20 protein-coding genes are annotated in these 24951 nt (G+C 74.1%); 7 read left to right on the forward strand and 13 right to left on the reverse strand.

Features of this window, described 5'->3' with window-relative positions; genetic code table 11:
- Positions 1-99: 99 nt before the first annotated feature.
- The 4 genes from AB0D67_RS02470 to AB0D67_RS02485 form a co-directional block, all read right to left on the reverse strand.
- Positions 100-819: a response regulator transcription factor gene (locus AB0D67_RS02470; RefSeq protein WP_362929035.1), complete on the reverse strand. Its 720-nt coding sequence runs from the start codon at positions 817-819 to the stop codon at positions 100-102.
- A complete protein-coding gene (locus AB0D67_RS02475; RefSeq protein WP_362929037.1) occupies positions 816-2039 on the reverse strand; it encodes a histidine kinase in 1224 nt (407 codons plus the stop codon). Before AB0D67_RS02475 ends, AB0D67_RS02470 begins: the two co-directional genes overlap by 4 nt.
- Before the next feature lie 10 nt (positions 2040-2049).
- A complete protein-coding gene (locus tag AB0D67_RS02480; RefSeq protein ID WP_362929039.1) occupies positions 2050-3600 on the reverse strand; it encodes a carboxylesterase family protein in 1551 nt (516 codons plus the stop codon).
- Between the two features lie 217 nt (positions 3601-3817).
- The gene (locus AB0D67_RS02485) at positions 3818-4570 is read right to left on the reverse strand and encodes an SDR family oxidoreductase (protein ID WP_362929041.1); all 753 of its coding nucleotides are present in this window, start codon (positions 4568-4570) and stop codon (positions 3818-3820) included.
- A gap of 113 nt (positions 4571-4683) precedes the next feature.
- On the opposite strand from AB0D67_RS02485, the gene AB0D67_RS02490 reads away from it, so the two are divergent.
- Entirely contained in the window at positions 4684-5085 is a 402-nt protein-coding gene (locus tag AB0D67_RS02490; protein WP_362929043.1) for a VOC family protein, read from the forward strand.
- 89 nt (positions 5086-5174) lie between these two features.
- Positions 5175-6050 carry a sugar kinase gene (locus AB0D67_RS02495; RefSeq protein WP_362929045.1) on the forward strand — a complete coding sequence of 292 codons (876 nt, stop codon included), beginning with the start codon at positions 5175-5177 and terminating at the stop codon, positions 6048-6050.
- A 60-nt stretch (positions 6051-6110) separates the two neighbouring features.
- Here AB0D67_RS02495 and AB0D67_RS02500 read toward each other — a convergent pair whose 3' ends face one another.
- The 3 genes from AB0D67_RS02500 to AB0D67_RS02510 all read right to left on the reverse strand — a co-directional run bounded on the left by AB0D67_RS02500 (position 6111) and on the right by AB0D67_RS02510 (position 8637).
- Entirely contained in the window at positions 6111-6467 is a 357-nt protein-coding gene (locus AB0D67_RS02500) for a hypothetical protein (protein ID WP_362929047.1), read from the reverse strand.
- Between the two features lie 321 nt (positions 6468-6788).
- Positions 6789-7943 carry a HAMP domain-containing sensor histidine kinase gene (locus tag AB0D67_RS02505; RefSeq protein WP_362929049.1) on the reverse strand — a complete coding sequence of 385 codons (1155 nt, stop codon included), beginning with the start codon at positions 7941-7943 and terminating at the stop codon, positions 6789-6791.
- Between the two features lie 37 nt (positions 7944-7980).
- Positions 7981-8637 carry a response regulator transcription factor gene (locus tag AB0D67_RS02510; protein WP_362929395.1) on the reverse strand — a complete coding sequence of 219 codons (657 nt, stop codon included), beginning with the start codon at positions 8635-8637 and terminating at the stop codon, positions 7981-7983.
- A gap of 172 nt (positions 8638-8809) precedes the next feature.
- On the opposite strand from AB0D67_RS02510, the gene AB0D67_RS02515 reads away from it, so the two are divergent.
- Entirely contained in the window at positions 8810-10240 is a 1431-nt protein-coding gene (locus AB0D67_RS02515; RefSeq protein ID WP_362929051.1) for a hypothetical protein, read from the forward strand.
- Here AB0D67_RS02515 and AB0D67_RS02520 read toward each other — a convergent pair.
- From AB0D67_RS02520 to AB0D67_RS02540, 5 genes are all read right to left on the reverse strand, one after another.
- Positions 10237-10977, reverse strand: a complete 741-nt coding sequence (locus tag AB0D67_RS02520) for an acetoacetate decarboxylase family protein (protein ID WP_362929053.1) — start codon at positions 10975-10977, stop codon at positions 10237-10239. The two genes, AB0D67_RS02515 and AB0D67_RS02520, sit on opposite strands and share 4 nt — an antisense overlap.
- A gap of 247 nt (positions 10978-11224) precedes the next feature.
- On the reverse strand, positions 11225-12343 hold the full coding sequence (locus AB0D67_RS02525; protein ID WP_362929055.1) for a glycosyltransferase: 1119 nt from the start codon (positions 12341-12343) through the stop codon (positions 11225-11227).
- A gap of 49 nt (positions 12344-12392) precedes the next feature.
- The gene (locus AB0D67_RS02530; RefSeq protein WP_362929057.1) at positions 12393-14579 is read right to left on the reverse strand and encodes an acyltransferase family protein; all 2187 of its coding nucleotides are present in this window, start codon (positions 14577-14579) and stop codon (positions 12393-12395) included.
- 419 nt (positions 14580-14998) lie between these two features.
- A complete protein-coding gene (locus tag AB0D67_RS02535; RefSeq protein WP_362929059.1) occupies positions 14999-16576 on the reverse strand; it encodes an LCP family protein in 1578 nt (525 codons plus the stop codon).
- Between the two features lie 155 nt (positions 16577-16731).
- Positions 16732-18309, reverse strand: coding sequence for a hypothetical protein (locus AB0D67_RS02540; RefSeq protein WP_362929061.1), 1578 nt, complete (start codon positions 18307-18309; stop codon positions 16732-16734).
- 336 nt (positions 18310-18645) lie between these two features.
- Here AB0D67_RS02540 and AB0D67_RS02545 point away from each other — a divergent pair, with 336 nt between their 5' ends.
- The 3 genes from AB0D67_RS02545 to AB0D67_RS02555 all read left to right on the forward strand — a co-directional run bounded on the left by AB0D67_RS02545 (position 18646) and on the right by AB0D67_RS02555 (position 22955).
- Complete coding sequence (locus tag AB0D67_RS02545) at positions 18646-20841, forward strand: hypothetical protein (protein WP_362929063.1); 2196 nt, start codon at positions 18646-18648, stop codon at positions 20839-20841.
- A gap of 146 nt (positions 20842-20987) precedes the next feature.
- On the forward strand, positions 20988-21881 hold the full coding sequence (locus tag AB0D67_RS02550; RefSeq protein WP_362929065.1) for a glycosyltransferase family 2 protein: 894 nt from the start codon (positions 20988-20990) through the stop codon (positions 21879-21881).
- The gene (locus AB0D67_RS02555; protein WP_362929067.1) at positions 21882-22955 is read left to right on the forward strand and encodes a glycosyltransferase family 4 protein; all 1074 of its coding nucleotides are present in this window, start codon (positions 21882-21884) and stop codon (positions 22953-22955) included.
- Here the strand turns inward: AB0D67_RS02555 and AB0D67_RS02560 are convergent.
- Complete coding sequence (locus tag AB0D67_RS02560; RefSeq protein ID WP_362929069.1) at positions 22910-23893, reverse strand: lysylphosphatidylglycerol synthase domain-containing protein; 984 nt, start codon at positions 23891-23893, stop codon at positions 22910-22912. The two genes, AB0D67_RS02555 and AB0D67_RS02560, sit on opposite strands and share 46 nt — an antisense overlap.
- 159 nt (positions 23894-24052) lie before the next feature.
- Between AB0D67_RS02560 and AB0D67_RS02565 the strand changes: the two genes are divergently transcribed.
- Positions 24053-24940 (forward strand): class I SAM-dependent methyltransferase, encoded by an 888-nt coding sequence (locus tag AB0D67_RS02565; RefSeq protein WP_362929071.1) that lies wholly within the window; start codon positions 24053-24055, stop codon positions 24938-24940.
- Positions 24941-24951: the final 11 nt, after the last annotated feature.

A 24951-nucleotide genomic window follows, 5' to 3' on the forward strand; every position in this document is an offset into this window, starting at 1 on the left:
CCCGTACCGGATCCAGGGGGACGCCCGGAACGCTTGGAACGCCTGGCCGGGCCGTCCACCGCTCGGGGACGCGGCGGGTGCCGTGCGGGAGCGCGGCGGTCAGAGCCATCCGTTGCGCTGGGCGAGGCGGGCGGCCTCGATGCGGTTGCGCGTGTGCGTCTTGCCGATCGCCGAGGACAGGTGGTTGCGCACCGTGCTCTCCGACAGGTGCAGGCGCGCCGCCAGATCGGCGATGGTGGCGCCGTCGACCGCGGCGGCGAGCACGTCGCGTTCGCGGCCGGTCAGCGGGCTCGGCCCGGCGCGCAGCGCGGCGGCCGCCAGATCCGCGTCGACGATCCGCCGTCCCGCCGCGGCGTCGCGGACCGCGGCGGCCAGCTCGTCGACCGGGCCGTCCTTGACCAGGAAGCCGGCCGCGCCCGCCTCCATGGCCCGGCGCAGGTAGCCGGGGCGGGCGAAGGTGGTGAGGATCAGCACCGCGCAGCCCGGCAGGCTCGCCCGTAGCTCTTCGATGAGGTCGAGGCCGCTGCGACCGGGCAGCTCGATGTCGAGCAGCGCGACGTCGGGCCGCGCCGCCAGTGCCGCCGCGACGACCTCGTCCCCGCGGCCGACCCGGGCGACGACCTCCAGGTCGTCCTCCAGGCCGAGCAGCAGCGCCAGCGCGTCGAGCATCATGCCCTGGTCCTCGGCGATCAGGATCCGCAGCGCCGCGGCGTCGTCCCCCGCCGCGGAACCGTCCCCCGCCGTGGAGCCGCCGTCCCTTTGCGCCGGGCCGTCCCCCGCCGTGGCGCGGTCGTCACCCGGTGTCCGATGTCCGCTCATCGCGCGGTCGTCGCCGGGATCGCCACCGTCAACGTGAACCGGCCACCCGGCCGCGGACCGGCCTCGAACCCGGCGCCCGCCTCGGCCGCGCGTTCGGCGAGCCCGTGGAGCCCGTACCCCGCGCCGTCCGCCGGGGCGGATCGGGGGTCCGGCCCGTATCCCGTGCCGTCCGCCGGGGCGGGTCGGGGGCCCGGCCCGTTCCGCACGCCGGCTCCCTCCCCGTCCCGGCCGCCGGTCCCGGCCGCCGGTCGTCCGGCTCCGCGCGCCGCGTGTCCGGTCGGAGCCCCGGCCCCGTCGTTGCCGATCTCCAGCACGATCTCCCCCTCCCGGTCGGTCAGTGTGATCTCGCACCACGTGGCATCCGCGTGACGGATCACGTTCGTCACACCCTCCCGTACGGCCCAGCCGAACAGCGTGTCGGCCGCGGGCGGCGGGCGCAGGCCGCCGAGGGCGACGGAGACGCGCACCCCCGCCTCCGCCAGGGCCGCGCGCGCGGCGGCCAGTTCCTCGGCGAAGCCGCGCCCGCGGTAGCCCGCCACGGCCGCGCGGACCTCGGCCAGCGCCCGGCGTCCGACGGAGACGATGTCGCCGGACTGCGCCGCGGCGGCCTCCGCGTCGCGGGGAGCGAGTCTGCGTGCCGCCTCGGCCTTGACGACCATCAGTGAGAGCGTGTGTCCCAGCAGGTCGTGCAGGTCCCGGGAGAAGCGCAGCCGTTCCGCGGCGACCGCCGCGTTCGCCAGCTCCCGCCGGGTCGCGCGCAACTCGGCGATGACGGCGAACAGCCTGAGCGTGACGTGGGTGACGAGGCCCGCGGTGAAGGTGCCCCAGGCGACGGCCGCGATGGCGTCCTCACCGCCGCCCCGCCACCAGGTGACGAGCATCGAGACGATCGTCACCGCCGCGAGCGCGACCGGCAGGACCCGCCCGCGCAGCACCACGCCGCAGGCGATGGAGAGCAGCGGGCACAGGTAGAGCCACTTGCCGCCGTGGGCCGCGCACAGGGCGAAGGTCACCGTGATCAGGACCGCGAGGAGCGGGACGGCCGCCCGGAGGCGTCCGGCGAAGGCGGCGCGGACGGCCAGCAGGTAGGCGGCGACGACCGCGGCGAGGCCGAGGACGCCGGGCCAGTCCGGGCGTCCGGCCAGCTCTCGGGCGGGGAAGTAGGCCAGCCCCGCCCAGAAGGAGAAGGCCGACGCCCCCGGCTTCCAGGACCCGTCCACGCGCACCAGGTTATTCCCAGAGGTCCAGCCGGTGCCCGGCCGCGTAGTCGACCGGCCGTATCGCGTCCGGCGCGAGCGACAGGGTGCTCCGGGGGCCCTCGGACAGGCGGGGCCACGCGGGCAGGCCGGGGCCGTTCGGCGACCCGGTGCGGGCGAAGTTCGTCCAGTAGCCGGTCATCCGGTCCGCCAGCCGCAGCTGGGCGGCCGTCAGCCGGGCCTTCCTCTCCGGGAAGAGGTACGGCAGGTCGGAGGCGTGGTAGGCGCCCCAGTCGAAGTCCGCCTCCAGCGGCAGGAACATCGGCGCGTCCCGGTCGGCGAACTCGTAGCCGTAGACGGGGACGTGCCGGGCCAGCAGCGTGTTCTGCTCGTGCACGCCCCTGGCCCACATCCGGTCGGTCATCACCGCGGCCCACGCCTCGCCGGGGGAGCGGTAGGAGCCGGGCGGGTACTCCCGCATCACCCGCGCGGCGTCGTCGCCGAACGCCTCGGAGACCAGCGTGCCGTACTGCCCGGCGGTCATCGGCGCGCCCGCCGCGTCGTAGTTCAGCCCGACGAAGAGCCGGTGCTCGTCACGGGTCGCGCCCGCGAGCACCGGCACCCGGTGGAAGCGCCCCGCGCGGATCGCCTCCGCGGGGGAGACGGGGAGCACCTCGTTGCCGTAGGCGTACGCCTGGAAGACGTTCATGATCTGCGGCACCGCGAGGATGTCCTCCACGGGCAGCGCGCGCAGGCACGCCAGGTCCCGGCAGCCGAGCTTCTCCGCGTACACGCGGCCCAGCGCCTCGACCTCCGCGGTGCCGCGCCAGGCGAACGAGGGCGCGGCGGGCAGGCCGGGGAACATGCTGCCGGCGGGCATGTCCATCATGGTCTCGCCGCTCTGCATGATGGCCCGCCGGAACAGTCCCCGGGCTCCGGGCGAGGTGAGCTGGCCGCCGATGGACAGGGCGCCGTAGGAGACGCCGAACACCGTGACGTTCGACGGGTCGCCGCCGAAGGAGGAGATGTTGCGCCGGACCCAGCGCAGCGCCGCCTGCTGGTCCTGGAGGCCGTAGGTGCCGGAGTTCGCGAGTCCCGGGTAGCCGAACGCGCCGAACACGCCCAGCCGGTAGTTGATCGTGACGACCACCACGCCCCGCGAGGCGAGGGCGCGCGCGTCGGAGAAGTGCCCCGCGCCGAGCGCGCCGTCGCCGTGGATCCACACCATGACCGGGCGGCCGGTGGCGTGGGCGCGGGGGGTGGTGACGTTGAGGACCAGGCAGTCCTCGTTCGTGCTCGCCGTGTCGGCGTAGTCGGAGCCGACCTGCGGGCACATCGGGCCGGGTTCCGTCGCGTCCCGGACGCCGTCCCAGCGCCTCGCGGGGCCGGGCGACCGCCAGCGTTCCGCGAAGGCGTAGGGGATGCCCTGGAAGACCCGGTGCTCGTCGGTCACCGCGCCGCGCACGGCTCCCGTCTCGACCCGGACGACCGCGGGGTCCGGCCGGCCCGCCGGTGCCCGCCAGGGACCCCCGGCGGGCGGTACGGTGGCCGCCAGCAGCAGCGCTGCGGTGAGAAGAGTTCGCATGTGTCCACGCTCCCGGACGCCCGCCGGGGCGGGAAGGTCCGTCGATCCGGGATCGACCAGGACAGAAGTACCGCCTCCGGGCCGCCCGCCGGTGAGCGGCACCGTGCGGCCCCCGAGCGGTTCCGAGCGGCCCCCGAGCGGTTCCGAGCGGCCCCCGAGCGGCACCGAGCGGCCCCGAGCGGCCCCGGGCCGGACGTCCCGGGAGGCCCGGCCCGGCTCAGGCGCTGGCGCCGCCGTCGAGGACGAGGTCGAGCCCCACGGCGTAGCCGGCCTCGTCGGAGGCGAGCCAGAGCACGGTGCCGGTGATCTCCTCCAGGGCGCCGACCCGGCCGATCGGTGACTGCTCCTTCATCCGGGCGGCCCGGTCGGCCTCGGCCTCGCCGGGCCGCATCGACATCGGGGTGTCGAACGGGCCGGGGCTGACCGCGTTGACGCGGATGCCCTCGCCGACGCATTCCAGGGCCGCGGTCCTGGTCAGCGCGCTGACCGCGGCCTTGGACGCCGCGTAGGCGCCGAGTCCGGGGATCCTGTGGTGGGCGCCGATGTTGGAGGCGATGTTGATGATCACGCCGCCGCCCCGGGCGCGCATCGCCCCGATCTCGTGCTTCATCGCGAGGAAGACGCCGGTCGCGTTCACGGTGAGGACCCGGGTCCACTCCTCCTCCGAGGTCTCCGCGACCGGGGCGGCGGTGAAGGTCCCGGCGTTGTTGACCGCGACGTCCAGGCCGCCGAACCGGCCGGTGATCCCGTCGACGAGCGCGGCCACGTCCGCCTCGCGGGTCAGGTCGGCGGTGAACGCGGCGGCCCTGCCACCCTCGGCCTCGGCCAGCTCGACGGTCCGCTCCAGGGACTCCCGGCGGCGACCGGCCACCGCCACGGTCGCGCCCTCCCGCGCGAACCCCAGGGCGACGGCCCGCCCGATGCCGGACCCTCCGCCGGTCACCAGCACGACCCTGTCGGTGAATCTCATCTCCCGCGCACCTCTCCTGGACACCGGGGACGCGACGGCTCCGCCGTACGCCCCATGTTTTGGACTGATCGTTACTTTATGATGGCACACGTGATCCCCTCTAGGCTCCCGGGGTGCACATCGACCTTTTCACGATCATCGTCGAGGAGTACGACCCGGCGATCGAGTTCTTCACCGGCGTCCTCGGCTTCGACCTGGTGGAGGACTCTCCGTCGCTGACGAACGACGGGCGCCCCAAGCGGTGGGTCGTCGTGCGGCCGCCCGGCGCCCGGACCGGGATCCTGCTCGCCCGCGCCGACGGGGAACGGCAGCTCGCCGCGGTCGGCGACCAGGCGGCCGGCCGGGTCGGGTTCTTCCTGCGGACGGACGACTTCGACGCCGCCTACGAGCACATGACCGCCGCCGGGGTCGAGTTCGTCACGCCGCCGCGTGCCGAGCCGTACGGGCGCGTCGCGGTGTTCCGTGACATCTCCGGCAACCGGTGGGACCTGCTCGGCCCGGCCCGGCCCCGCTAGAGTTCGGGTCCCGGTCGTTCTCCGGAGCGCCCCTCCGGGCCGGGAAACGATGGCCCATCGGCGTCGTCCGGCGCCGCGAAAGGTTCCACGTGGACGTCTACACCCTCGGCGAGGCCTTCGGCGTCGTCACCAGCGGCCGGATCCGGCACGAGCACGAGGCCAGGCTGGACGTGACGGGGGCCGAGTTCACCGTCGCGGTCGGACTGGCCAGGCTCGGGCACGAGGTGGCGTGGCTGGGCAAGGTGGGCGCCGACGAGTTCGGCGCGCGGATCGTCACCGCGCTGCGCGGGGAGGGCGTGGACGTCTCGGGCGTCCGGGCCGACGAGGGGCTCGCGACCGCGATGCTGACACGGGAGTGCCGTCCCGGGCAGGCGGCCCGGGTCACCCACTACCTGACGGGCACCCGGCTCGCGCAGGGCAACGTCCCGCTGGACCGGATCGCCGCCTCCCGCATCCTGCACGTCAGCGGGATCACGGCCGCCCTGAACGCGCGGGACGCCCTGCACGTCGCGGTGCGCGCCGCCCGGCTCTCCGGCGTCGCCGTCTCGGTGGCCGTCGACTACCGCGAGCGGCTCTGGCCGGACCTGCGGGAGGCCGAGGAGGTCCTCGGCGCGCTCGCCCTGTCGGCCGACGTGCTGTTCGTCCACCAGGGCGAGCTGGACCTGGTCAAATCCGCGCTCACCGGCGACCGGGAGGTCATCGTGATGCGGGGCGCGCGGGGCGCCAGCGTCCGGGTGGACGGCGTGCGCCACGACGCCCCGGGCCGCACCGCGCCCGTGGTCGACCCGGGCGGCTCGGCGGAGGCCTTCACGGCGGGATACCTCAGCGCCCTCCTGGAGAACCTGCACCCGGCCGACCGGCTGCGCCGGGGCGCGCTGCTCGCGGCCTTCGCGGCCTCCGCCCCCAGCGACTGGCAGGGCCTGCCCACCCGGGCCGAGCTCCCCCTGCTGGACCTCGGCGGCTGACATGGGCGTCGAGAGGACTCGGATCGAGATCCGTTGACGACCGAATTCGGAAGAACCTCTTCAGCCGAGTAGTTCGTCGATGGAGGCGACGGTGCCCGCGCGGCGTCCCCAGGCTTCGATCCGTTCCAGGTCGGTGCAGGCCAGGATGAGCTCCCGGGCGTCCTGGGGCACCTCGATGCCCCGGGCGGTCAGGATGAGCAGCAGCATCTTGGCCTCGCCTCGGACTTCGCCTTCCGCGATGCCTTCCGCTTTGCCCTGGCCGTAGTAGTGGCGGGCGTATCGGCTTTTGTACTCGCGGGTTCCGGTGCTCATCATCGCCTCCAGGATCTGCCGGGCCGCTGTGGGAAGCATGGCCAGCACTTCGTCAATATAACCTTGCGCCTGCTCCAACTCGATGTGGTCGAGGGCGTCGAGCATGGCAGCGAAGATCTTGTCGCCGGTGGTGGTGTCGCCGTGGCTGAGAGCCGACAGGACGGCCAGGTGAGGGTTCGCGCGGGCTTGGTGGGGGTCGGTGATGGCGGGGATCTGCTCGGGGCCGAGAACCAGGGGGGTGCGGCGAGGGCGGGGCGTTGCTGGATGAGTTCGAGCCAGATCTCGTGTTCGCGGGTGGGCACGAGGCGGACACTATCCGTGGTCGCTTGACCACGTCTTGACGTCGCGCGAACCTTTACCCGGCTCAGCCACCCCTGCTGGACCAGACCGGCTGAACGGGGCGGCCGAGCCGCCGCGGCCCGGGGGTCAGACGTTCACCTGCGGCAGCTCGACGGCCACGGTGAGCCCGCCCTCCTCGCGGGGCTCGGCGGCCACGGTGCCGCCGTGCGCCTCGGCGACCACCCGGACGATGGACAGCCCGAGACCGCTGCCCCGGTCGGAGCGCAGCCGGTCCCCGTGCAGCCGCCGGAACGGCTCGAAGATCGTTTCGACCTCGTACGGCGGCACGGGCAGCCCGGTGTTGGACACCACCAGCTCGACCCGGTCGGTCCGCCGCCGGGTGGACACCCACACCTGCCCGCCCGCGTGGTTGTGCCGGACCGCGTTCTCCACCAGGTTCTGGACGAGCCGTTCGACCAGCACCGCCTCGCCCGCCGTGGGCGCCGGGTCGAGCAGCCGGTGGACGGTCACCCCCTGCTCCTTCGCCTCGCCGGCGGCCAGGTCGAGCACGTGCTCGGCCACGTCGGCCAGGTCGAAGGGACGCCGGTCGAGTACGGCGCGCTCGCCCTCGGCCAGGGCGAGCAGACCGTTGATCAGCCGTTCGTGCCGGGTGTTGACCACCAGCAGGGACTCGCCGAGCCGCTTGACGTCCTCGCTCGCGTCGGGACGCCGGACCGCCACGTCCACCAGGGTGCGGTTGATGGTGAGCGGTGTGCGCAGCTCGTGCGAGGCGTTGGCGATGAACCGCCGCTGCCCGTCGAAGGAGCGGGACAGCCGGGCCAGGACGAGGTCGACGGTGTCGGCGAGCTCCTTGATCTCGTCGGACGGTCCCTCGTGCGCGATGCGTTCGGCGAGGTCGTGGCTCTGGGAGACGCGCAGCGCGCTCGCCGTGACCGTCCGGACGGGGCGCAGCGCCCAGCCGCCCGCCCGCCAGCCGGCCGCCGCGGCCAGCCCGCCGCCCGCGAGGACCGCGGCACCGCCCCAGAGCAGCACGCCTCTGATCGTGTCGGCCTGGTAGACGCGCCTGACCTGCGCGACCCGCTGGCTCGCGATGTAGTACTCCTCGCGGCCGGGCCAGTAGCCCTTTCCCGCGACCTGGATCCACCGGGGCTTCCGGAGGCCGTCACGCGGCTCCAGGCTCTGCCGTACGACGAGGGCGAGCGCGGCGACCAGGACGATCCCGACGAGGATGAACACTCCACCGCAGGCGAGGGCGAACCGAAGCCTGACACTGTTCTTCATGGGTTCCTCCGGTATGGGGGTTCCGCCCTGGGGGAGGTCACGGGATCCGGTACCCCGCCCCGGTGACGGTCTCGATGACCGGCGGGTCGCCGAGCTTGCGGCGCAGTTTCATCATCGTCGTGCGAACCGTGTTGGTGAACGGGTCGATGTGCTCGTCCCACACCTTCTCCAGCAGCGTCTCGGCGGAGACGACCGCCCCGCGGGCGCGCAGCAGCTCGGCCAGCACGCCGAACTCCTTCCGCGCCAGCGGCACGTAGCGGCCGTCCCGGAACACCTGCCGGTGCGCCCAGTCCAGGCGTACGCCCGCCCGCTCCAGGATCGGCGGGTCGGCCGCGCGGACCCGCCGGCCCAGCGCGTGGACCCGCGCCACCAGCTCCTCGAACGCGAACGGCTTGGGCAGGTAGTCGTCCGCGCCGAGCGACAGGCCCGCCACCCTGGAGCGCACGTCCCCCGACGCGGTGAGCATGAGGACCCGCACGGCCGCGGCGTCGGCCACCACGGCCCGGCACACCTCGTCGCCGTGCAGGCCCGGCAGGTCCCGGTCCAGGATCAGCACGTCGTAGTCGTGGACCCGCACGCGTTCCAGCGCCGCCTCGCCGTCGTAGGCGACGTCCACGGCGAGCGCCTCCCCGCGCAGCCCCTCCGCGATCGAGTCGGCGAGCATCCGCTCGTCCTCGGCGACCAGTACCCGCAACGTGCTGCCCCCCATGCCATCGACGTCGTGTGATGCCGTCAGATCGCGCCACCATGCCAGCAACGCCATAACGCGGACATAACCGGATCAGGTGACGACGAGTTTATCGATCGATCGTTTCAGTTCTCCTTCGAAGCCGGGAACCGCCCGGCTCCGAACCGGGGGACCTTCCATGCTCACCTCACCGGCCGGCGTCCGGATCGAACCCGTCATCTCCCCGGGCGGCACGCGGCACCGCCTGCGCCGGGTGCTCGACACCGGACACGGCCTGTTCGCCGTCGTGATCGCTTCGGCGGCGGCGCTGCGCGCGGTCGTCATGCTCGGCTACGACACCGCCCAGCTCTACTGGTACGACTCGTTCACCTACCTGGACACGGCCGTCCACCTGAAGCCCGGCGGCGCGTTCCACCCCGCCGGCTACCCGGTGCTCCTGTGGCTGCTCCGGCCGTTCCACAGCGTCGAGCTGGTGGCGGGCGTGCAACACGTCCTGGGGCTCGGCATGGGCTTGATGATCTATCTCCTGCTGCGCCGCCGCTCGCTGCCCGCGTGGGGCGCGACCCTGGCCACGCTGCCCGTGCTGTTCAACCCGGCGTTCCTCCGGCTCGAACACGCCGTGCTCTCCGACACCCAGGTCACGTTCCTGGTCATCGCCGCGCTGACGGTCGTCATGTGGCGGGAGAAGCCCTCGCTGCGGTCGGCCGCCTCGGCCGGGGCGCTGCTGGCGGCGGCCGGGCTCACCCGGACGGCCGCGGTGCCGCTGCTCGCCCTGTTCGCGCTCCACCTGGTGCTGCGGCGGGCCGGGTGGCGGCGGGTGGTGGCGCTGGTGCTCGCGGGGACACTGCCGCTCGCCGCCTACGCGGGCTGGTACCGCCAGCACCACGGGCGCTTCGCGCTCAGCGGCTCGGACGGCGTGGCGCTGTGGGCGCGCACCATGACGTTCGCCGATTGCTCGAAGATCAGGCCGCCGGCCGCAGAGGCGCGCCTCTGCCCGAACGGCGTCGTCGTCGACGCGGCCTCGGAGTACGTGTGGGCCGCGGGCGCCTCGCTCAACCGGCTGCCGGGGGACCGGTTCTCCCACAACGATCTGGCCAGGTCGTTCGCGCTGCGCGCCATCGCCGCCCAGCCGTTCGACTACCTGCGCGAGGTCGCCTCCGACGCGTCGCTCGCGTTCGCGTGGACGCCGGTGCGCCACCCGAAGCGGATCGTCCCGGCCCTGACGTTCCCGGCCGGTTCCTGGCCGCTGCCGTCGTTCCCGCTGATCGATCATGTCCGGGGTGAGTACGATCCCGCCATCCGGGGGATGTCGTCCGTCGCGCCGTACGACGCGTTCCTCGCGGCGTACCGCTACCCGGAGGTCCTGCACGGCCCGCTGTTCGCGGTGCTCCTGCTGCTCGGCGGGCTGGGTGCGATCGGACGGCGGCGTGCCGCCCTGCTGCCGTGGGCCGTGGCGATGTTCCTGTTCCTCGGGCCGATCGCCGCGCTCGACTTCGACCACCGCTACATGCTGCCCGCGATCCCGGTGGCGTGCGCCGCCGCGGCCCTGGGCGCGGCGGGCCTGTGGCGCACCCGCTTCGGCCGCCGCCGGTCCCTCCCCGAGACCTAGAGGGTCTTGGCCTCCTCGAAACGCATGGTCACGTGTGCGGCCGTGGCGGTCAGGAGGGCGCCGCCGGGCAGGCCCAGCTCGCTCAGCTCCCTGGCGACGGGGTGGTTGCCCAGGCGGATGAGGGCGCCCGCCGGCCGTACCCGTCCCCCGCGCGGCGTCACCGACCAGGGAACGCGGCGGGTGACGCCGTCCTGGTGGGTGTAGGCGTCGGTGGAGGCGGTCAGGGCGGGCGCGGGCACCGGGACGCCGGGCCGCAGCAGGAGGTCCAGCACCAGGCGGCCGTCCTGGCGGACGACGCACCGTTTGTAGGGGGACGACACGCGCAGGTCGATGTCGGCCAGCTCCTTGGGGAAACCCCAGATCGTACGGCCGGCCTCCAGGGTGAACCCCTGGTCGACGGGGAGCCAGTGGACGAACAGCCCCGCCCCGGCCCGCAGCGGTTCCGAAAGGCCGTGACGCAGGCCGCGGCGGCGGGGCATCGGGCCCGCCTCCGGCGGCCGGATCAGGAAGGTCATCCCGAACTCGTGGTAGGCGCCCAGGTCCCCCTCGGTGTAGTCCAGGAACGCCAGCGTGCACAGCGCCTTGCCGGGAAACACCTCGACGACGTCGAGCCCCGAGTAGGCGATCACGGCGCGGGCCGCGTCGGCACGGACCAGGTAGGAAGCCGTGCAGGCCATGGCGTCCTGGACTCGGACCGGTGTGGCGACCTCGCGGCCCTGGATCAGATGGCGTGCCATGGCTCCACTAGACCAATCCTCGATTCTCCCGTCGCTTCCGTTTGGCATACCCGCGAAGAACGCGGCATGCACGCGTCGGGGGACGAACTCCGCGGACGGCCAGACGGCCGGGTGCGTGGGCAGACGGTCAGGCAGGCAGACGGGCAGGGGCGCGGGGACGGGTGCTCAGGCGGGCGGGGGGCGCGGTCAGGGGCGGCGCGGTCAGAGGGCGGGCGGTCAGGCGGGGCGGAGGCGCGAGGACGGGCGGTCAGGCGGGCAGGGGGTGGGGACGGGCGGGCGCCGGGGCGGCGCCCGCCGCGGCCCAGCCCTCCAGCAGCTCGACGAACCCGCCCGAGTGGTCGGCCCAGTCGTGGCGGTGCAGCGCCTCCCGGTACCCGCGCGCGCCCATGTCCGCCGCCCGGCCGGGGTCGTCCCGAAGCGTCAGCACGGCGCGCAGCGCGGCGTCCACGTCGCCGAAGGGCACCACCACGCCGCAGCCGGTCCGCTCGACCGCCGCGGCGGCGGCCGGGGCCGGGGTGGTGATCACCGGGAGCCCCCGGGCCATGTACTCGACGACCTCGACGGGCATGGCCCGCCCGGCGCCGGGCAGGTCGCGCGGGAGCGAGAGCCCGGCCAGGGCGCCCTCGGCCATCCGCGTCGCGTGCCGGTCGGGCACGTGGCCGTACCAGTCGAGCAGGCCCGCCCGCTGCGCGTCGCGGACCGCCGGGCGTACCTCCGGGTCGGCCTCGCCGATCAGGTCCGTCCTGATCCCGTACGGCGCCAGCCGCCGGGCCAGCTCGACCAGCTCGGCCACGCCGCCGTCCGCGCGGAGCCGGCCCAGGTGGACGACCCGTGCCCCGGCCGGCGGCCGCGGCGGCCGGCCGGGCACGCGGGCGGCGCCGGGGACCACGGGGTGGGACAGCTCGAACCGCTCCCGCAGGGAGTCGTCGGCCAGGATCAGGTGGACGCGGCGCTCGGCGCGGGACTCGGCGAAGCGGAGCAGCGGGCGCGGGAGGCGGTGCGGGAGCCCGGGGAACGGGCCCGCCGCCCGAGGACCGGCGGCGTCGTCGCGAACGTCCCAGACGGTGACGGGGCGGCGGCGGGGCAACCGGAGCAGCGACGCGAGGTCGCAGACGAGGAGCAGGTCGGCGTCCTCGGCCCCGCGCCGCAGCGCTCCGCGCACCGCCCGCAGCGCCCGGCCGCGGTGGGCGCCGAGCGCGCGCGGGACGTCGATCGCGCGGATCCCGGGGATCGGGGTGACGTTGCAGTCGGTGAAGGGGGCGACATAGGTGATCTCGTGCCCCGCGTCGAGGAGGGCCCGGATCTGCCTGTGCATGATCCGGGCGTCCTCGGGATGGTGGATGATCGTCCCGACACATACCCTCATATGCCGATGCTGGATGGAGCTTCGGTCGTCGGCGGGTGTGCCGGGTTAATCACCGGGGAAGCCGGGCTGAACTCTCCCCGCGGGCGGGCCCGGCGGCCGGGTCGGCGGGCGTCGCGGCGGCGGGCATGTCCGCGGCGGGCACCGTCGGGGGCGGGGACGTCGGCTGCCCGGCCGGGCGCCGGTAGAGCCACACCAGACGCGGCTCCAGCAGCCACTTGAAGGCCGTGCGGGTCACCGGCAGGCAGAGGATGATCGCCAGGACCAGCGCGCTGGAGGCGATCGCGATCACGCCCAGCGGGCCGTACAGCCAGGGGACGCTCAGCCACTTCTGGTCCTTGGCGACGAGTACGACGACACCGTGCAGCAGGTAGGCGTAGAGGGTGCGGGTGCCGAGGTCGGAGAACCACGTCCGCCGCCGCGGCACCACCGCCAGCAGCGCCACCGACAGCGCCAGCCCGGCCAGCAGCATCGCGCCGCGCACGCCGAGCCCGAGCCACCAGCTCATGTCCATGGACTTGAAGCTGTAGCGGTAGTAGACCGGCTTGAGGCTGACGTGCGGGGCGATGAGGATCGCCCCCGCGGCGCCTCCGGCCAGCACGATCCCGCCGGTGATCCGTACCCACAGCGGCTTGAGCAGGTCGAAGTGCTCCGGCTTGAGCACCAGGCCGATCACGTAGAAGGGGAGCAGGCCGAAGAAGCGGTCGATGCTGAAGTCACCGGAGATCTCCGAGAAGCCGGCGACCATGGAGATGACGAGCGCGACGAGCACCGGCTGCCGCATGCGGTTCCAGATGGGCGTGGAGATCCGCCACAGCACCAGGGCGAGCAGGTACCAGTTCAGCCACGCCGGGTCGATGATCGTCAGAGTCCATTTCTGGCCGACCGCGAAGCGCAGCAGCGCGTACCCCAGCTCCACGACCGCGTACGGCACCAGCATGGTGTCGACCAGCTTGTTGATCTTAGCGTTGGAGTTCCAGAAGTTGCGCCCGAGGTAGCCGCTGACCAGCACGAACGCGGGCATGTGGAACGTGTAGATGAAGAGGTACGCGGCCTTGGACGAGTGCGCCGCCAGGGTGGGAACCAGCGAGTGGCCGGTCACCACCAGGGCGATCAGGACGAACTTGACGTTGTCGAGGTACGGCTCGCGCTTCTTCTTCGCCGGAGGGGCGGGCGGCTCCTCCACGGGCCGGGGCTCCTCGTCCGCCTCGGGGTAGTGGCCCCAGTGCGACAGCCGGGTCTGCGGTTTGTCCCAGTAGGAGAACGGCTGCTCGCCGGCTCCGGTCTCCGGCGGTGCCGGGGCGGAGGCCGCCGACGCCCACGCCGGGATGTGCGCGCCCGCGGGCGCCGGCGTCCAGGCCGGGTCCAGCGGGTCCGGCGTCCGCCCGGCGGGGGCGCTCCGCGTGCCCTGCGCGCCCCGGGGGTCCGGGACACCGCCCAGAGGTTCCGGGAGACCGCTCCGGGGATCCGGGACACCGCCTCGGTCGTTCTGGAGACCGCCCCGGGGGGCGGCGTCCGGCGCCCAGGGGTCCTGGGCCGTCCGGCCGGGGTACGGCGCCCGCGCCCGCGGCGGGTCCCACGGCTCCTCGACGCCGGCCGGCGTCCACGGCTCCTCCACCCCGGACGGCGCCCAGGGCTCCCCGGCCCCGGACGGAGCCCAGCCGTCCCGCGGGGTGGGCGACTCGGTCCCCCAGCCGGGGGCCTCGCCGCGGCCGGACGCCGGAGCGTGCCGGCCCGGGGCCTCGTGGAAGCCGTGAGCCTCCCGGGCCGGGGTCTCATGGAGGCCGTGGGCCTCCCCGCTCGGGGACCCGTGCGCCCCGTGGACGTGCCGGCCCGGGGCCTCGTGCGGGCCGGACGCCGGGGAGCCCCACGAGGAGGCGGACCCGGAGGGGTTCCGGGGGGAGTCGGGCGCCGGGGAGCCCCAGGAGGGGGCGTCCGGCTCCTGGGCGGGCTCACGGTAGGGCGGGTAGCCCCACATGGTGACCTCGCCGGCCTCCTCGTCCCGCTCGTCCCCCCGGCGGTCCCGGTCGTCCCCGAGAGGGTCCCGGCCGTCTCCGTGGTGACCCCGGCCGCCGCCACGGCGGCCCCTGCCGCCCCCGTCCGGCGGCTCCGGCCAGGAGGGCTGGGGCGTCTCGGACGCCGGCCGCCGGCCGGACGCCCGGTCCTGCCCGCCGCCGGACCCGCCGGGGCCGTCGTCTCGGGGAGCCGGTACCTGGAAGGGGAATCGGGGATCACTCACGGGGTAAACGCTCGGCTATCTCTCGGAGGAAGGCGGACGGTGGGCTCGATCGTCTCTCTGAAGCGGGAGCGGTGGGTCGCGCCGGCGGGACACCCGTGGATCGCCGAGGGATGCGGCAGAGTGGGATCCGCCTCGCCGACCCGACAACCCTAGACCGGGAACGCGGCCGATGTCGCACGACAGCCCCGGTGGACACAGGGTTCTCCGGAAAACGTGACCTGGTGTCCAGCTCGTCGTGACCCGGTCCGCGTCGCCCGGCGTGGTCCCGTGCGTCCGGCCCGGCGCGGGCCGGAGCCCGGTGTCCGGGGCGGCGCCCGAGACGGGCGCCGTGCCGCGCACCGGACGCGGGCGACGGTGCGCCGGGCACGGCGCGTCACGCCTCCGGCGCCGTCCCGCGCACCGGAGGCGGGTTCCGCGGGTCACTGGCAGGGGTCGGTCTTGCTGTCGACGACGTTGCCCTTGAGAGAGTCGGGGATCTTGGCGGGGACGCGGACGCCCTTCCAGTCGGCGCCGATGACCAGCTGGATGATCGGGCCCTTGGGAGGCGCGGTGACCGGGATGGTCGGCGCGTAGTTCTGCACGTTGGTGCCCCGCATCTTGCCCGCGACGGGGGTGAGCTTGTCGCCGGAGAGCCGCAGGGCCAGCGCGTCGCCGTACGCGGGGCCCTCGGTCTCGGCCTTGGCGTAGCGGACCGAGGTGGTGGCGACGCCGGTGGCCGGGCCGGCGTTGCCGGTCTGGATCACCACGAAGCCCTGGGCGGCCAGCTTGGTGGCGACCTCGCCGGCCACGCCGAACCTGCCGGTGCCGTTCAGCACCTGGACCCGGACCTGCTCGTTCTTCACCTTCGGTTTGGCGGCGTCCTTGGCCGGCGGGGTCACCTCGGTGTCGGAGCGGATCGCCTCGAACAGGGTGGCGGCCTCGGGCTTCCAGACGACCCGGTTCTTGTCGGCCGGGTCGGGCATCCACGGGACGGTGATGGCCTGCAGGCCCTTGGCGGTGAGCTTCTTCGCGCTCTGGGCGATCTCCATCATGCGGTTGACGTTGAGGTGGCTGTCCATGGTGAGCGAGCCGGCCGCGGCCTGCAGGAAGGAGCTCAGCTTGATCGGGTCGGTCAGCAGGTCGGAGCCGGTGGCCTTCTTCATCACCTGGTTGAGGAAGACCTGCTGCCGCTTGATCCGGCTGAGGTCGCTGCCGTCGCCCATCTGATAGCGGGCCCGGACGTAGGCGAGGGCGGTCTCGCCCTTCACGACGTGGGTGCCGGCCTTGAGGTTCAGCTTGGCCTTGGGGTCCACCACGTCCTTGGAGACGCAGATCGGGACGCCGCCCAGCGCGTCCACGATGTTCTTGAACCCGGAGAAGTCGACCTTGACGAAGTGGTCGATGTGGATCTGGGTCAGCGACTCGATCGTCCGCCACGTGCAGGCGATGCCGCCCTCGTTGAACGTCGCGTTGATCATCTTGAGGCCGGGGGGAATGATCGCCTTGGTCTGGGGACTCTTGCACTGGGGGACCTGGACCATGGAGTCCCGGGGGAAGCTGAGCAGGGTCGCCCTGTCGCGGTCCGGGGATATGTGGAGCAGCATGATCGTGTCGGTCCGCTCGCCCAGGCCCTGCATGTGCTGGCCGTACCTCTTGTTGCCGGCGCCCTCGCGGGAGTCGGAGCCGACGATGAGCACGTTGAGCGCGCCGGTCTCCGGCGGGCGGTTGTTGCCCAGCTCGGCGTCGAGGTCGACCTTCTTAAACTTGTCCTCGATGTCGTGGTAGACCTTGTAGCCGCCCAGGGTGCCCAGGACCAGCAGGCCGGTCACCCCGATGCCGATCCAGCGGCTCAGGCTCAGCCCGCCGCGCCGCGGTGACCTTCCGGACGAGCGGCGGGACGCCGGGGGCTCCTCGGGCGGAGGCCGGTCGTCACCGCCCGACCGCCGCGCGGCCCTGCGGCCGGGCCCGGTGGGCTCGGCCCTGCGGTCCTTCACAGCGACTTGCCGATGGTCGCTCATGCGATCTCCTCGCCTGGCGGCAACGTCCGGTGCTGTCTCAGCTCGCTCATTGCGCCCAAAGAGTAGGTCACGAGACGAGTGCCGGACGACATGATGATGTGAACTTGGTCATGACAGCCCTGACAGCCCCCGTGAATGATCCGCGGACAGCATACTCAGATACGGACATTTCTTGGAATGTTATGTAACGAAGGTTTAGAGGCTATAAAAGCGGCGGCAAGGCAGGCCGCCGGGACGGCGGGCAGCACGTAGCGGTAGTCGAACTCCGCCACCGCGGGGGGCATGACGAGCAACGACACCGCCGTCGCCCACGGCAGCGGCCACACCGCCGACCCGGCCCCGGCCGCCTCCACGGGTCCCCACCGGAGCCGCCACGAGCGCCCCGCCGGCCCTCGTCGCAGCCGCCACGACCCCCCGGTACGGCCCCCGGCCGGGCCCCCCGGATCCGTCGCACCGCCCCGCGGCCTCCGCCGCAGCCACCGCGCCGCCGCCGTCACCGGCGGGATGAGGACGATCACCAGCACCGCCGTGCCGGGCAGCCGGGCGACGCGCTGGTAGGCGCGCATCCAGCCCGCGTACGGCTCGGCGATCCGGACGTCGACCGGCCCCCGCTCGTAGCGCCGGGCGCACTCGGCGCCCACCGTGGCCGGGTAGCGGCCCGGGGGCGGGGGCGGCGTCGCGGGGAACTCGTAGTAGCCGTAGACCTCCGCGTCGGGGTAGACCGGGCGGCCCGGGGTGAAGGAGCGGGCCAGCTCCGACAGCACCGAGCCGAGATAGTCGAGCGGCTGGCGGGCGATGGCCAGCGACGCGAACCGCCCGGCCAGCGCCTCGTTCTCCTCGGTGAAGGTGATTCCGGGCAGCCTGACCAGCGGCGAGTCCTTGCTCCAGACGTACTCCTGGGCCGGGGGCCGCTCCGCGGGCGGGCGCGGGTCGCACAGCACCGCCAGGTCGGCCGGCGGTCTCATCACCGCGCAGTCGGCGAAGGTCATCGTCTTGCCGTACAGGAAGACGCCGTTCGCGCCCACCAGCCCGAACCGCTGGTAGGTGGCGTGGAACCAGAGGCCGTACCCGGCGATCGGCACCAGCGCCGCGGCGACCATCACCCCGGCGGTGAGCACCCGGCCCCGCGCCCGGTAGATCAGCCAGGCCGCGAAGAGCGCGACCAGCGGCAGGCCGACCGTCCTGGTCAGCGTCGCCGCCGCCACCAGCAGGCCGATCCCACCCGCCGCCACCAGCCCTCCCGCCCGGATCCCCGGCACGCCGGACCCGCCCGCCGTACGGCTCCGCGCACCGGACGGGCCCCGGTCCGGATCGGACGAACCAGACGGAACCGGTCCGGTCGCCCGGGACACGGCGAGGCATACGGCCGACATGACCAGGGTGGCGAACAATGTGTCTGAGACGAGCAGGTGCTCCAGCTCGATCTGGTAGGCGTCCAGGAGCGGAGGAACCGACGCGAGCACCGCCGCCCAGCCCGGGGCGCCCAGCCGCCGGGCGGTGAGGTAGACGAGCACGCCGACCAGGAGACCCAGCAGGTGCTGGACCGACGCGACGAGGGCGAAGCTGTGGAAGGGCTCGAACAGCCGCAGGAACATGGAGTACCCGGCCGGCCGGACCAGGTCGGGCCGGGGCTTCAGGGCGGTGACGACGTAGGTGTAGGAGTCGGGGAACCACAGCGCGGGCCGGTATCCCAGCACGGTGACCACCCGCAGGGCGGTCCCGAGGCCCAGCACGCCCAGAAACCACCGGTGACGCCGCACCCCTCGGGTCACGCCGCGCGGGAGCCGTCCACGCGCCCACCCGCCCGCCTCCCGCAGGAAACGCCGGTATCGCCGCACCCGCCCGCCCACGTCCAGCCCCCTTCGCGCGCTGCGTACGCTACCGGCTCCGACCCGGGCCCCGCGCCCGGCGCGACACCCGGTCCGGCGGCCGGTGTCACGCCGGACGCGACACCCGGTCCGGCGGCCGGCGTGACACCGGACGCGACGCCCGCCCCGGCTCCGGACGCGACGCCCGGCCCCGCGGCCCGTCGCCGCCGGTTCCGGCCGCCGCTACGCTCGGGTCCAGCCATGAGCCCGTCACCACCCTCGACGCCGGTCGCCGACGCCGGCCCGCGAGACCGCGCGCACCGGCCCTCGGCGGGCACCGTGCTCGCCGTGCTGTCGGCCGCGCCCGCGCTCGTGCTGGCGGGCTGGCTGCTGGCCGGGCTGCCGCTGCTGCTGCTCGGCTGGTTCCGGCCGCTCGCCGCGGTGCCGCTGGGCCTGTTCGCCGCCGTCGTCCTGTGCGGGTACGGCCTGCGCCGCCTGCCCGAGACGGTCGAGGCGACGGCCCGGCAGACCGGCGCGGTCATCGCGGTGGCCCTGGGCTCCGCGGTCTTCAACGCCGTCTTCCACAGCGAGCAGCTCGTCGTCCGCCGCGACCCCGCCACCTACGCGCAGACCACGGTCTGGCTGGCCCGCCACGGCTCGCTGCCGATCCCGCGGGACGCCGCGGCCCTCGGCGGCCCCGACCCGGCGCTCCTGTTCGACAGCGCGGGCTTCTACAGCTCGGGCGGCGCGGTCGTGCCGCAGTTCATGCCGGGGCCGCCGCTGCTGTACGCGTTCGGCCACTGGCTGGGCGGCCTGACCGGGATCCTCCTCGCGCCGCCCGTCCTGGGGGCGCTGGCGGTGCTGGTCGTCGCCGGGCTGACCGCCAGGCTGGCGGGCGGGCGCTGGGCGCCGGTCGCGGCGCTGCTGCTCGCGGTGAGCCTCCCCTTCCTCTACACCGCACGCACCACGTTCAGCGAGATCCCGTCCCTCATCCTGATCTTCGGCGGCCTCGTCCTGCTGCACGACGCCCGGACCAGGCTCCGCGCCGGGGTCACCGGCATCGGCTACCTGCCCGCCACGCCCTCCGCCGAGCGGCCCGGAGCGGTCCGGGAGGCCCAGCCGCGCGCCGCGCTGATCGGGGCGGCCCTGGCCGGGCTGGTGTTCGGGCTGGCGGTCCTGGTCAGGATCGACGGACTGCGCGACGTGCTGCCGGTGCTCGTCTACGCCGGGCTGCTCATCGCCATGGGCCGGACCGGCCTGCGCGACGAGGGACGGCTCGGCCTCCCGCTGCTCGGCGGGCTCGTCGTGGGCACCGGGCTGGGGGTCGCCGCCGGCTACCTGCTGTCGCGGCCGTATCTGAGATACCTGTCCAGCTCGCTCACGCCGCTGCTGCTCATCTGCGGCGCGGTCGTGGCCCTCACCGTCGTGGCCGCGCTGCTGGCCCGGCCGCTCGCCGCCGCGCTGCGCCGGGTCGCGGCGCTGCGGTGGCTGCCGGAGATCGTCGCCGGCCTGGTGGTCGCGGTGATGGCGGCCTTCGCCGCCCGGCCGTGGCTGCAGCAGGTCACCCGGGTGCCGACCACGCAGGCCGACCGGCTGAACGCCCTGTTCATCAGGACCACCCAGCGGGCCAACGGCCTGCCGGTGGACGGCACCCGCCTGTACTACGAGGACTCCCTGCACTGGGTGATGTGGTACATCGGGGTGCCCGCCGTGGTGCTCGCCACGCTGGCCGCGGCCGTCCTGGCCCGCAGGCTCGCCCGCGGCACCGGGTTCGGCTGGCTGCTGCCGCTGGCCGTGATCGGCTGGACCACCGTCACGACCCTCTACCGCCCGGCCATCACCCCCGACCACCCCTGGGCCTCCCGGCGGCTGGTCCCGGTCGTCGTGCCCGGCCTGATCCTGCTCGCCGTGTGGGGCCTGCGCTGGACGCGCGACAAGATCCGCCGGATGGGCTACGGCCCGGCCGCGCAGCGGAACCTGACCGCCGTGGGCATGGCGCTGCTCGTCGTCCCCGCCGCCGTCACCTCGATCGGCACGGCCTTCACCCCGATCGAGCGGGGCGAGCGCGCGGCCGTCGAGGCGATGTGCGCGGCCCTGCCCGGACGGGCCTCGGTGCTGATCGTCGAGCGGGTCACCGCCGAACGGCTGACCCAGGTGGTCCGGGGGACCTGCGGCGTCCCGACCGGGCGGGTCGCCCCGCTGTGGGGCTCCGACGTCGCAGGGAAGGCCGACGTGCTGCGCCTGGCCGCCCGGATCCGCGCCGCCGGCCGCGTCCCCGTCCTGCTCGCCGTCAAGGAGAGCCAGCTCACCCGGTACGGCGGCACGCCCGTCCAGGTGATGGCGCTGCGCACCCGCCAGGACGAGCGCTCCCTCGTCAGCCCCCCGGACGGCACCTGGTCCACCGCCATCGACGCCTGGATGACCGTCCCCGTGGAGAACCCTCCTCCCGGATCCTGACCGGCCGCTCTCCGCCCGGTGTCCCTCCGCCGGGCGACCCCTTCGGGAGGTGCCCGGGTCGGGTGATGTGCCACGGGGCTCGGCTAGGCTGAGTATCCTCGCCGGACGTGAGTACGCCCGAGACGACCTCCGAGAGTGGACCAGCCGTGGACGCAACGCCGTACGTGACGATCGTTCTGCCCTGTTACAACGAGCAGGACCACGTCATCGACGAGGTCGAGCGCATCTGCGCCGCCATGGACGCCAGCGGTTACACCTACGAGCTCGTGGCCGTCGACGACTGCTCCACCGACCAGACCCTGGCCAGGCTCCAGGAGGCCGCGCCGCGGTTTCCGAACATGCGGATCAGGGCGTTCCACCGCAACGGCGGGTCGGGCACGGTCCGCAGGATCGGCACCCAGGAGGCCCGCGGCGAGATCGTCGTGTGGACCGACGCCGACATGACCTACCCCAACGAGCGGATCCCCGAGCTGGTCCAGCTCCTGGAGAAGGACTCCACGATCGACCAGGTCGTGGGCGCCCGGACCACCGAGGAGGGCTCGCACAAGTTCCTGCGGGTTCCGGCCAAGTGGTTCATCCGCAAGGTGGCCGAGCGGCTGGCCGGGCAGCGGATCCCCGACCTCAACTCGGGGCTGCGGGCGTTCCGCAAGTCGGTCGCCAGGCCCTACCTGCGGCTGCTGCCGCCCGGGTTCTCCTGCGTCACCACGATCACGCTGTCGTTCCTGTCGAACCAGCACGACGTCTACTACCTGCCGATCGAGTACAGCAAGCGGGCCGGGAAGTCGAAGTTCAGTTTCATCTCCGACGCCTACCGTTACATCCTGCAGGTGCTGCGGATGGTGATGTACTTCAACCCGCTGAAGGTCCTGATGCCGCCGGCCATCTGGCTGGTCTGCATCGGTATCGTCAAGGGGATCTACGACAACGTCCTTCACCCCTTCTACCTCGCCAGCAACACCATCGTGATCTTCCTCTCCGGGTTGCTCATCGGCTCGCTGGCGCTGCTGGCCGACCTCATCGTGCGGTCCAGGAGCGAGTAGATGCGCATCGCGATCGTCGGGCCGGTCCACCCGTACAAGGGCGGCGGCGCCGCGCACACCGCCGAGCTGGCGCACCGGCTGCGCGACGCCGGGCACGACGTGGTGGTCGAGACGTGGCGGGCGCAGTACCCGTCGTTCCTCTACCCCGGGCAGCAGACCGTGGACACCCCGGACGAGCGGCCGTTCCCGAACGTCCGCCGTGACCTCGACTGGCGGCGGCCCGACGGCTGGTTCCGCGCCGGACGCCGCCTCGCGGGCGCCGACCTGGTGATCCTGGTGCTGCTCAGCTCGGTGCAGGTGCCGCCCTACCTCGGCATCCTGTCCGGCCTGCGGCGGCGCACCCGGGTGGTGGCGCTGTGCCACAACGTGCTGCCGCACGAGCGCAAGCCGTACGACGAGCCGCTGGTGCGGGCGCTGCTGCGCCGGGTGGACGGCGTGTTGACGCACTCGGAGAAGCAGGCCGGGCTGGCCCGCGGGCTGACGTCCGCCCCGGTGAAGGTCGCCGAGATGGCGCCGCACCTGCCGCGGGGACTCCGCGAGAGCGGACACGTCGAGGGCGTCTCGAACCGGCTGCTGTTCTTCGGCCTGGTCCGGCCGTACAAGGGGCTCGACCTGCTGATCCGCGCGCTGCCCGAGGGCGTGTCGCTGCGGGTGGCCGGGGAGTTCTGGGGGGTCCGCGAGAAGATCGAGGCGCTCGTCAGCGAGCTGGGGCTGACCACCCGGGTGGAGCTGCGGCCCGGTTACGTCGCCGACGAGGACCTCCCGGCGCTGTTCGCCGACGTGGACGCGCTGGTCCTGCCCTACCGCGGCGGTACGGCCAGCCAGCAGGTGTGGCTCGGCCACGAGCTGGGGGTGCCGGTGATCGCCACCCGGGTCGGCACGCTCGCCGACCACGTCACCGACGGCGTGGACGGCCTGCTCGTCGAGCCGGGGTCGGTGGAGGCGCTGCGCGCGTCGCTGGAGAGGTTCTACCGGCCGGGCGAGCCCGAGCGGCTGCGCGCCGGGGTCAAGGCCGTCGACCCCGACCCCTACTGGGCGGCGTACGCCGACGCGCTGGTCTCCGCCGGGGCCTGAGCCCGCGCCCGGCGGCCGAGCAGCCAGCCGATCCCGGCCCAGGCCAGGTCGGTGAGGGTGAAGGCCAGCCGGGAGACGAGGGCGACGACGGCGACGACCGCGACCGTCCGCGCCGAGGTCAGGCCGCCCTCCTCCTGGCTCAGCCCCGACATGAGGGCCGCGGCCATCGCGGCCTCGCGCACGCCCACCCCCGCCGGGACGACCGCGATCAGCAGTCCGGTGGCCCAGGCGGCGGCGTAGGCCCCGGCGCCGAGCGCGTAGAGGGAGAAGTCGCCGGTCAGGTCGCCCAGGACGAGCCAGGCGTGCAGGCCGTACAGCAGCCAGCCGAGGAGGGTCCAGCCGAGGGCGGAGAGCAGGGCGCGGCCGGGCAGGACCCGCTCGACCGGCTCCCGGCGGGCGATCCGCAGCGCGAGGTTCAGCCCCCAGGTGAGGACCTTCGGGTGCAGGCAGACCGCGATCACCGGGATGATCAGGACGAGATACCACGTCCGCCCGGCCATCGACCGGGCGGTGAACGGCAGCGTGGCGGCGGCGAGGCCGACCGCGCAGCCCAGCGAGACCAGCAGGGCCATCGAGGTGGCGCTGAAGGTGCGCCGGGGCGGGCAGCCGTGGTCGCGGCCCAGCTCCATCATCGCCGCGTAGGCCCAGACGGACCCGGGGACGTACTTGCCGAGCTGCCCCACGAACAGCACGCGCGCGGCCACGCGCATCGGCAGCGGCGAGCCGAGCCCGGCGACCACCCGCTGCCAGGCGACGAGCATGCAGGCCGCCCCGGCCATCACCGACGCCCAGGCCCCGGCGACCGACCACCACGACAGCTCCGTCAGCGCGCGGCGGGTGTCGTCCCAGTTCCGGGCCAGGCCGTAGCCGAGGAAACCGACGGCGACGAGGGCGAGAAGGACCCGCAGCAGGCGGCTTGCCCGGATTCGGTGGAGCATGCGCACACAGTACGGCCGGGACCGTACCGGGCGGTAGGCAGCGGGCGCGCCGGTACGCTTGGGCGGCATGGCGGCGCGGACGAGAACGCGCCGCCGGGCGACCGACGACGGACGACGGGCCGGACGCGCCGGGTGACGGCGCGGGGCGAGTGGGAAGCGGTGGACGACTCTGTGAGCGGAGAGGCGAGCGGGAGGCCAGGAGGCGGGGCGAGCGGGGAGCGTCAGGCCCAGCTCGAGTACTCCGAGTTCCAGGCGGCGATGCTGGACGAGGAGAAGCGCCGCCGCAAGGCCGCGAAGATCGTGGCGGTGCTGGGCCACTTCCTCGGCCGCGACAAGGACGTCCTCGAAGGGCTGACCGTCGCCGACATCGGCTGCTCCGCCGGGTTCATCGCCGACGAGCTGGCCTCCGCGGGCGCGCGCCGCACCTTCGGCGTCGACATCGACGTGCCCGGCCTGCGCCGGGCGGCGCAGCGGTTCGGCGACCGGGTCCGGTTCGTGTGCGCCGACGGCACCGCGCTGCCGTTCCCCGACTCCTCGGTCGACGTGCTGGTGTTCAACCACATCTACGAGCACGTCGTCGACCCCGACGCGATCATGGCCGAGATGCACCGGGTGCTGGCCGACGGCGGCGTCCTGTACCTCGGGCTGGGCAACCGGCTCGGGGTGATGGAGCCGCACTACAAGCTGCCGTTCCTGTCCTACCTGCCGCCCGCGCTGGCCGACCGCTACGTGCGTCTCTCCGGCCGGGCCGACAGCTACTACGAGCGCTACCGCACCCGCCGCGGCCTGCGGAGGATGGTCCGGGGGTTCACGGTGTGGGACTACACCTTCCCGGTGCTCGCCACCCCCGCCGCCTTCGCCGGGTCGGAGCTGTTCCCGGGCGTCGCGGGCCGCGCGGCCACCGCCGTGCTGTCCCGGCTGCCCCGCCCCGTCCTGCGGGCGCTGCTGCCGGTGGTGCCGACCTACCTGTGGGTGGCGACCAAGGGCGGCCGCCGCCCGGCCGGGCCGCCGCTGCCCCAGCCGCCCGAACCGGTGGCCACCCGGTGAGCCCCATGGGA

The organism is Streptosporangium sp. NPDC048047 (assembly GCF_040653115.1).
Lineage (GTDB): Bacteria > Actinomycetota > Actinomycetes > Streptosporangiales > Streptosporangiaceae > Streptosporangium.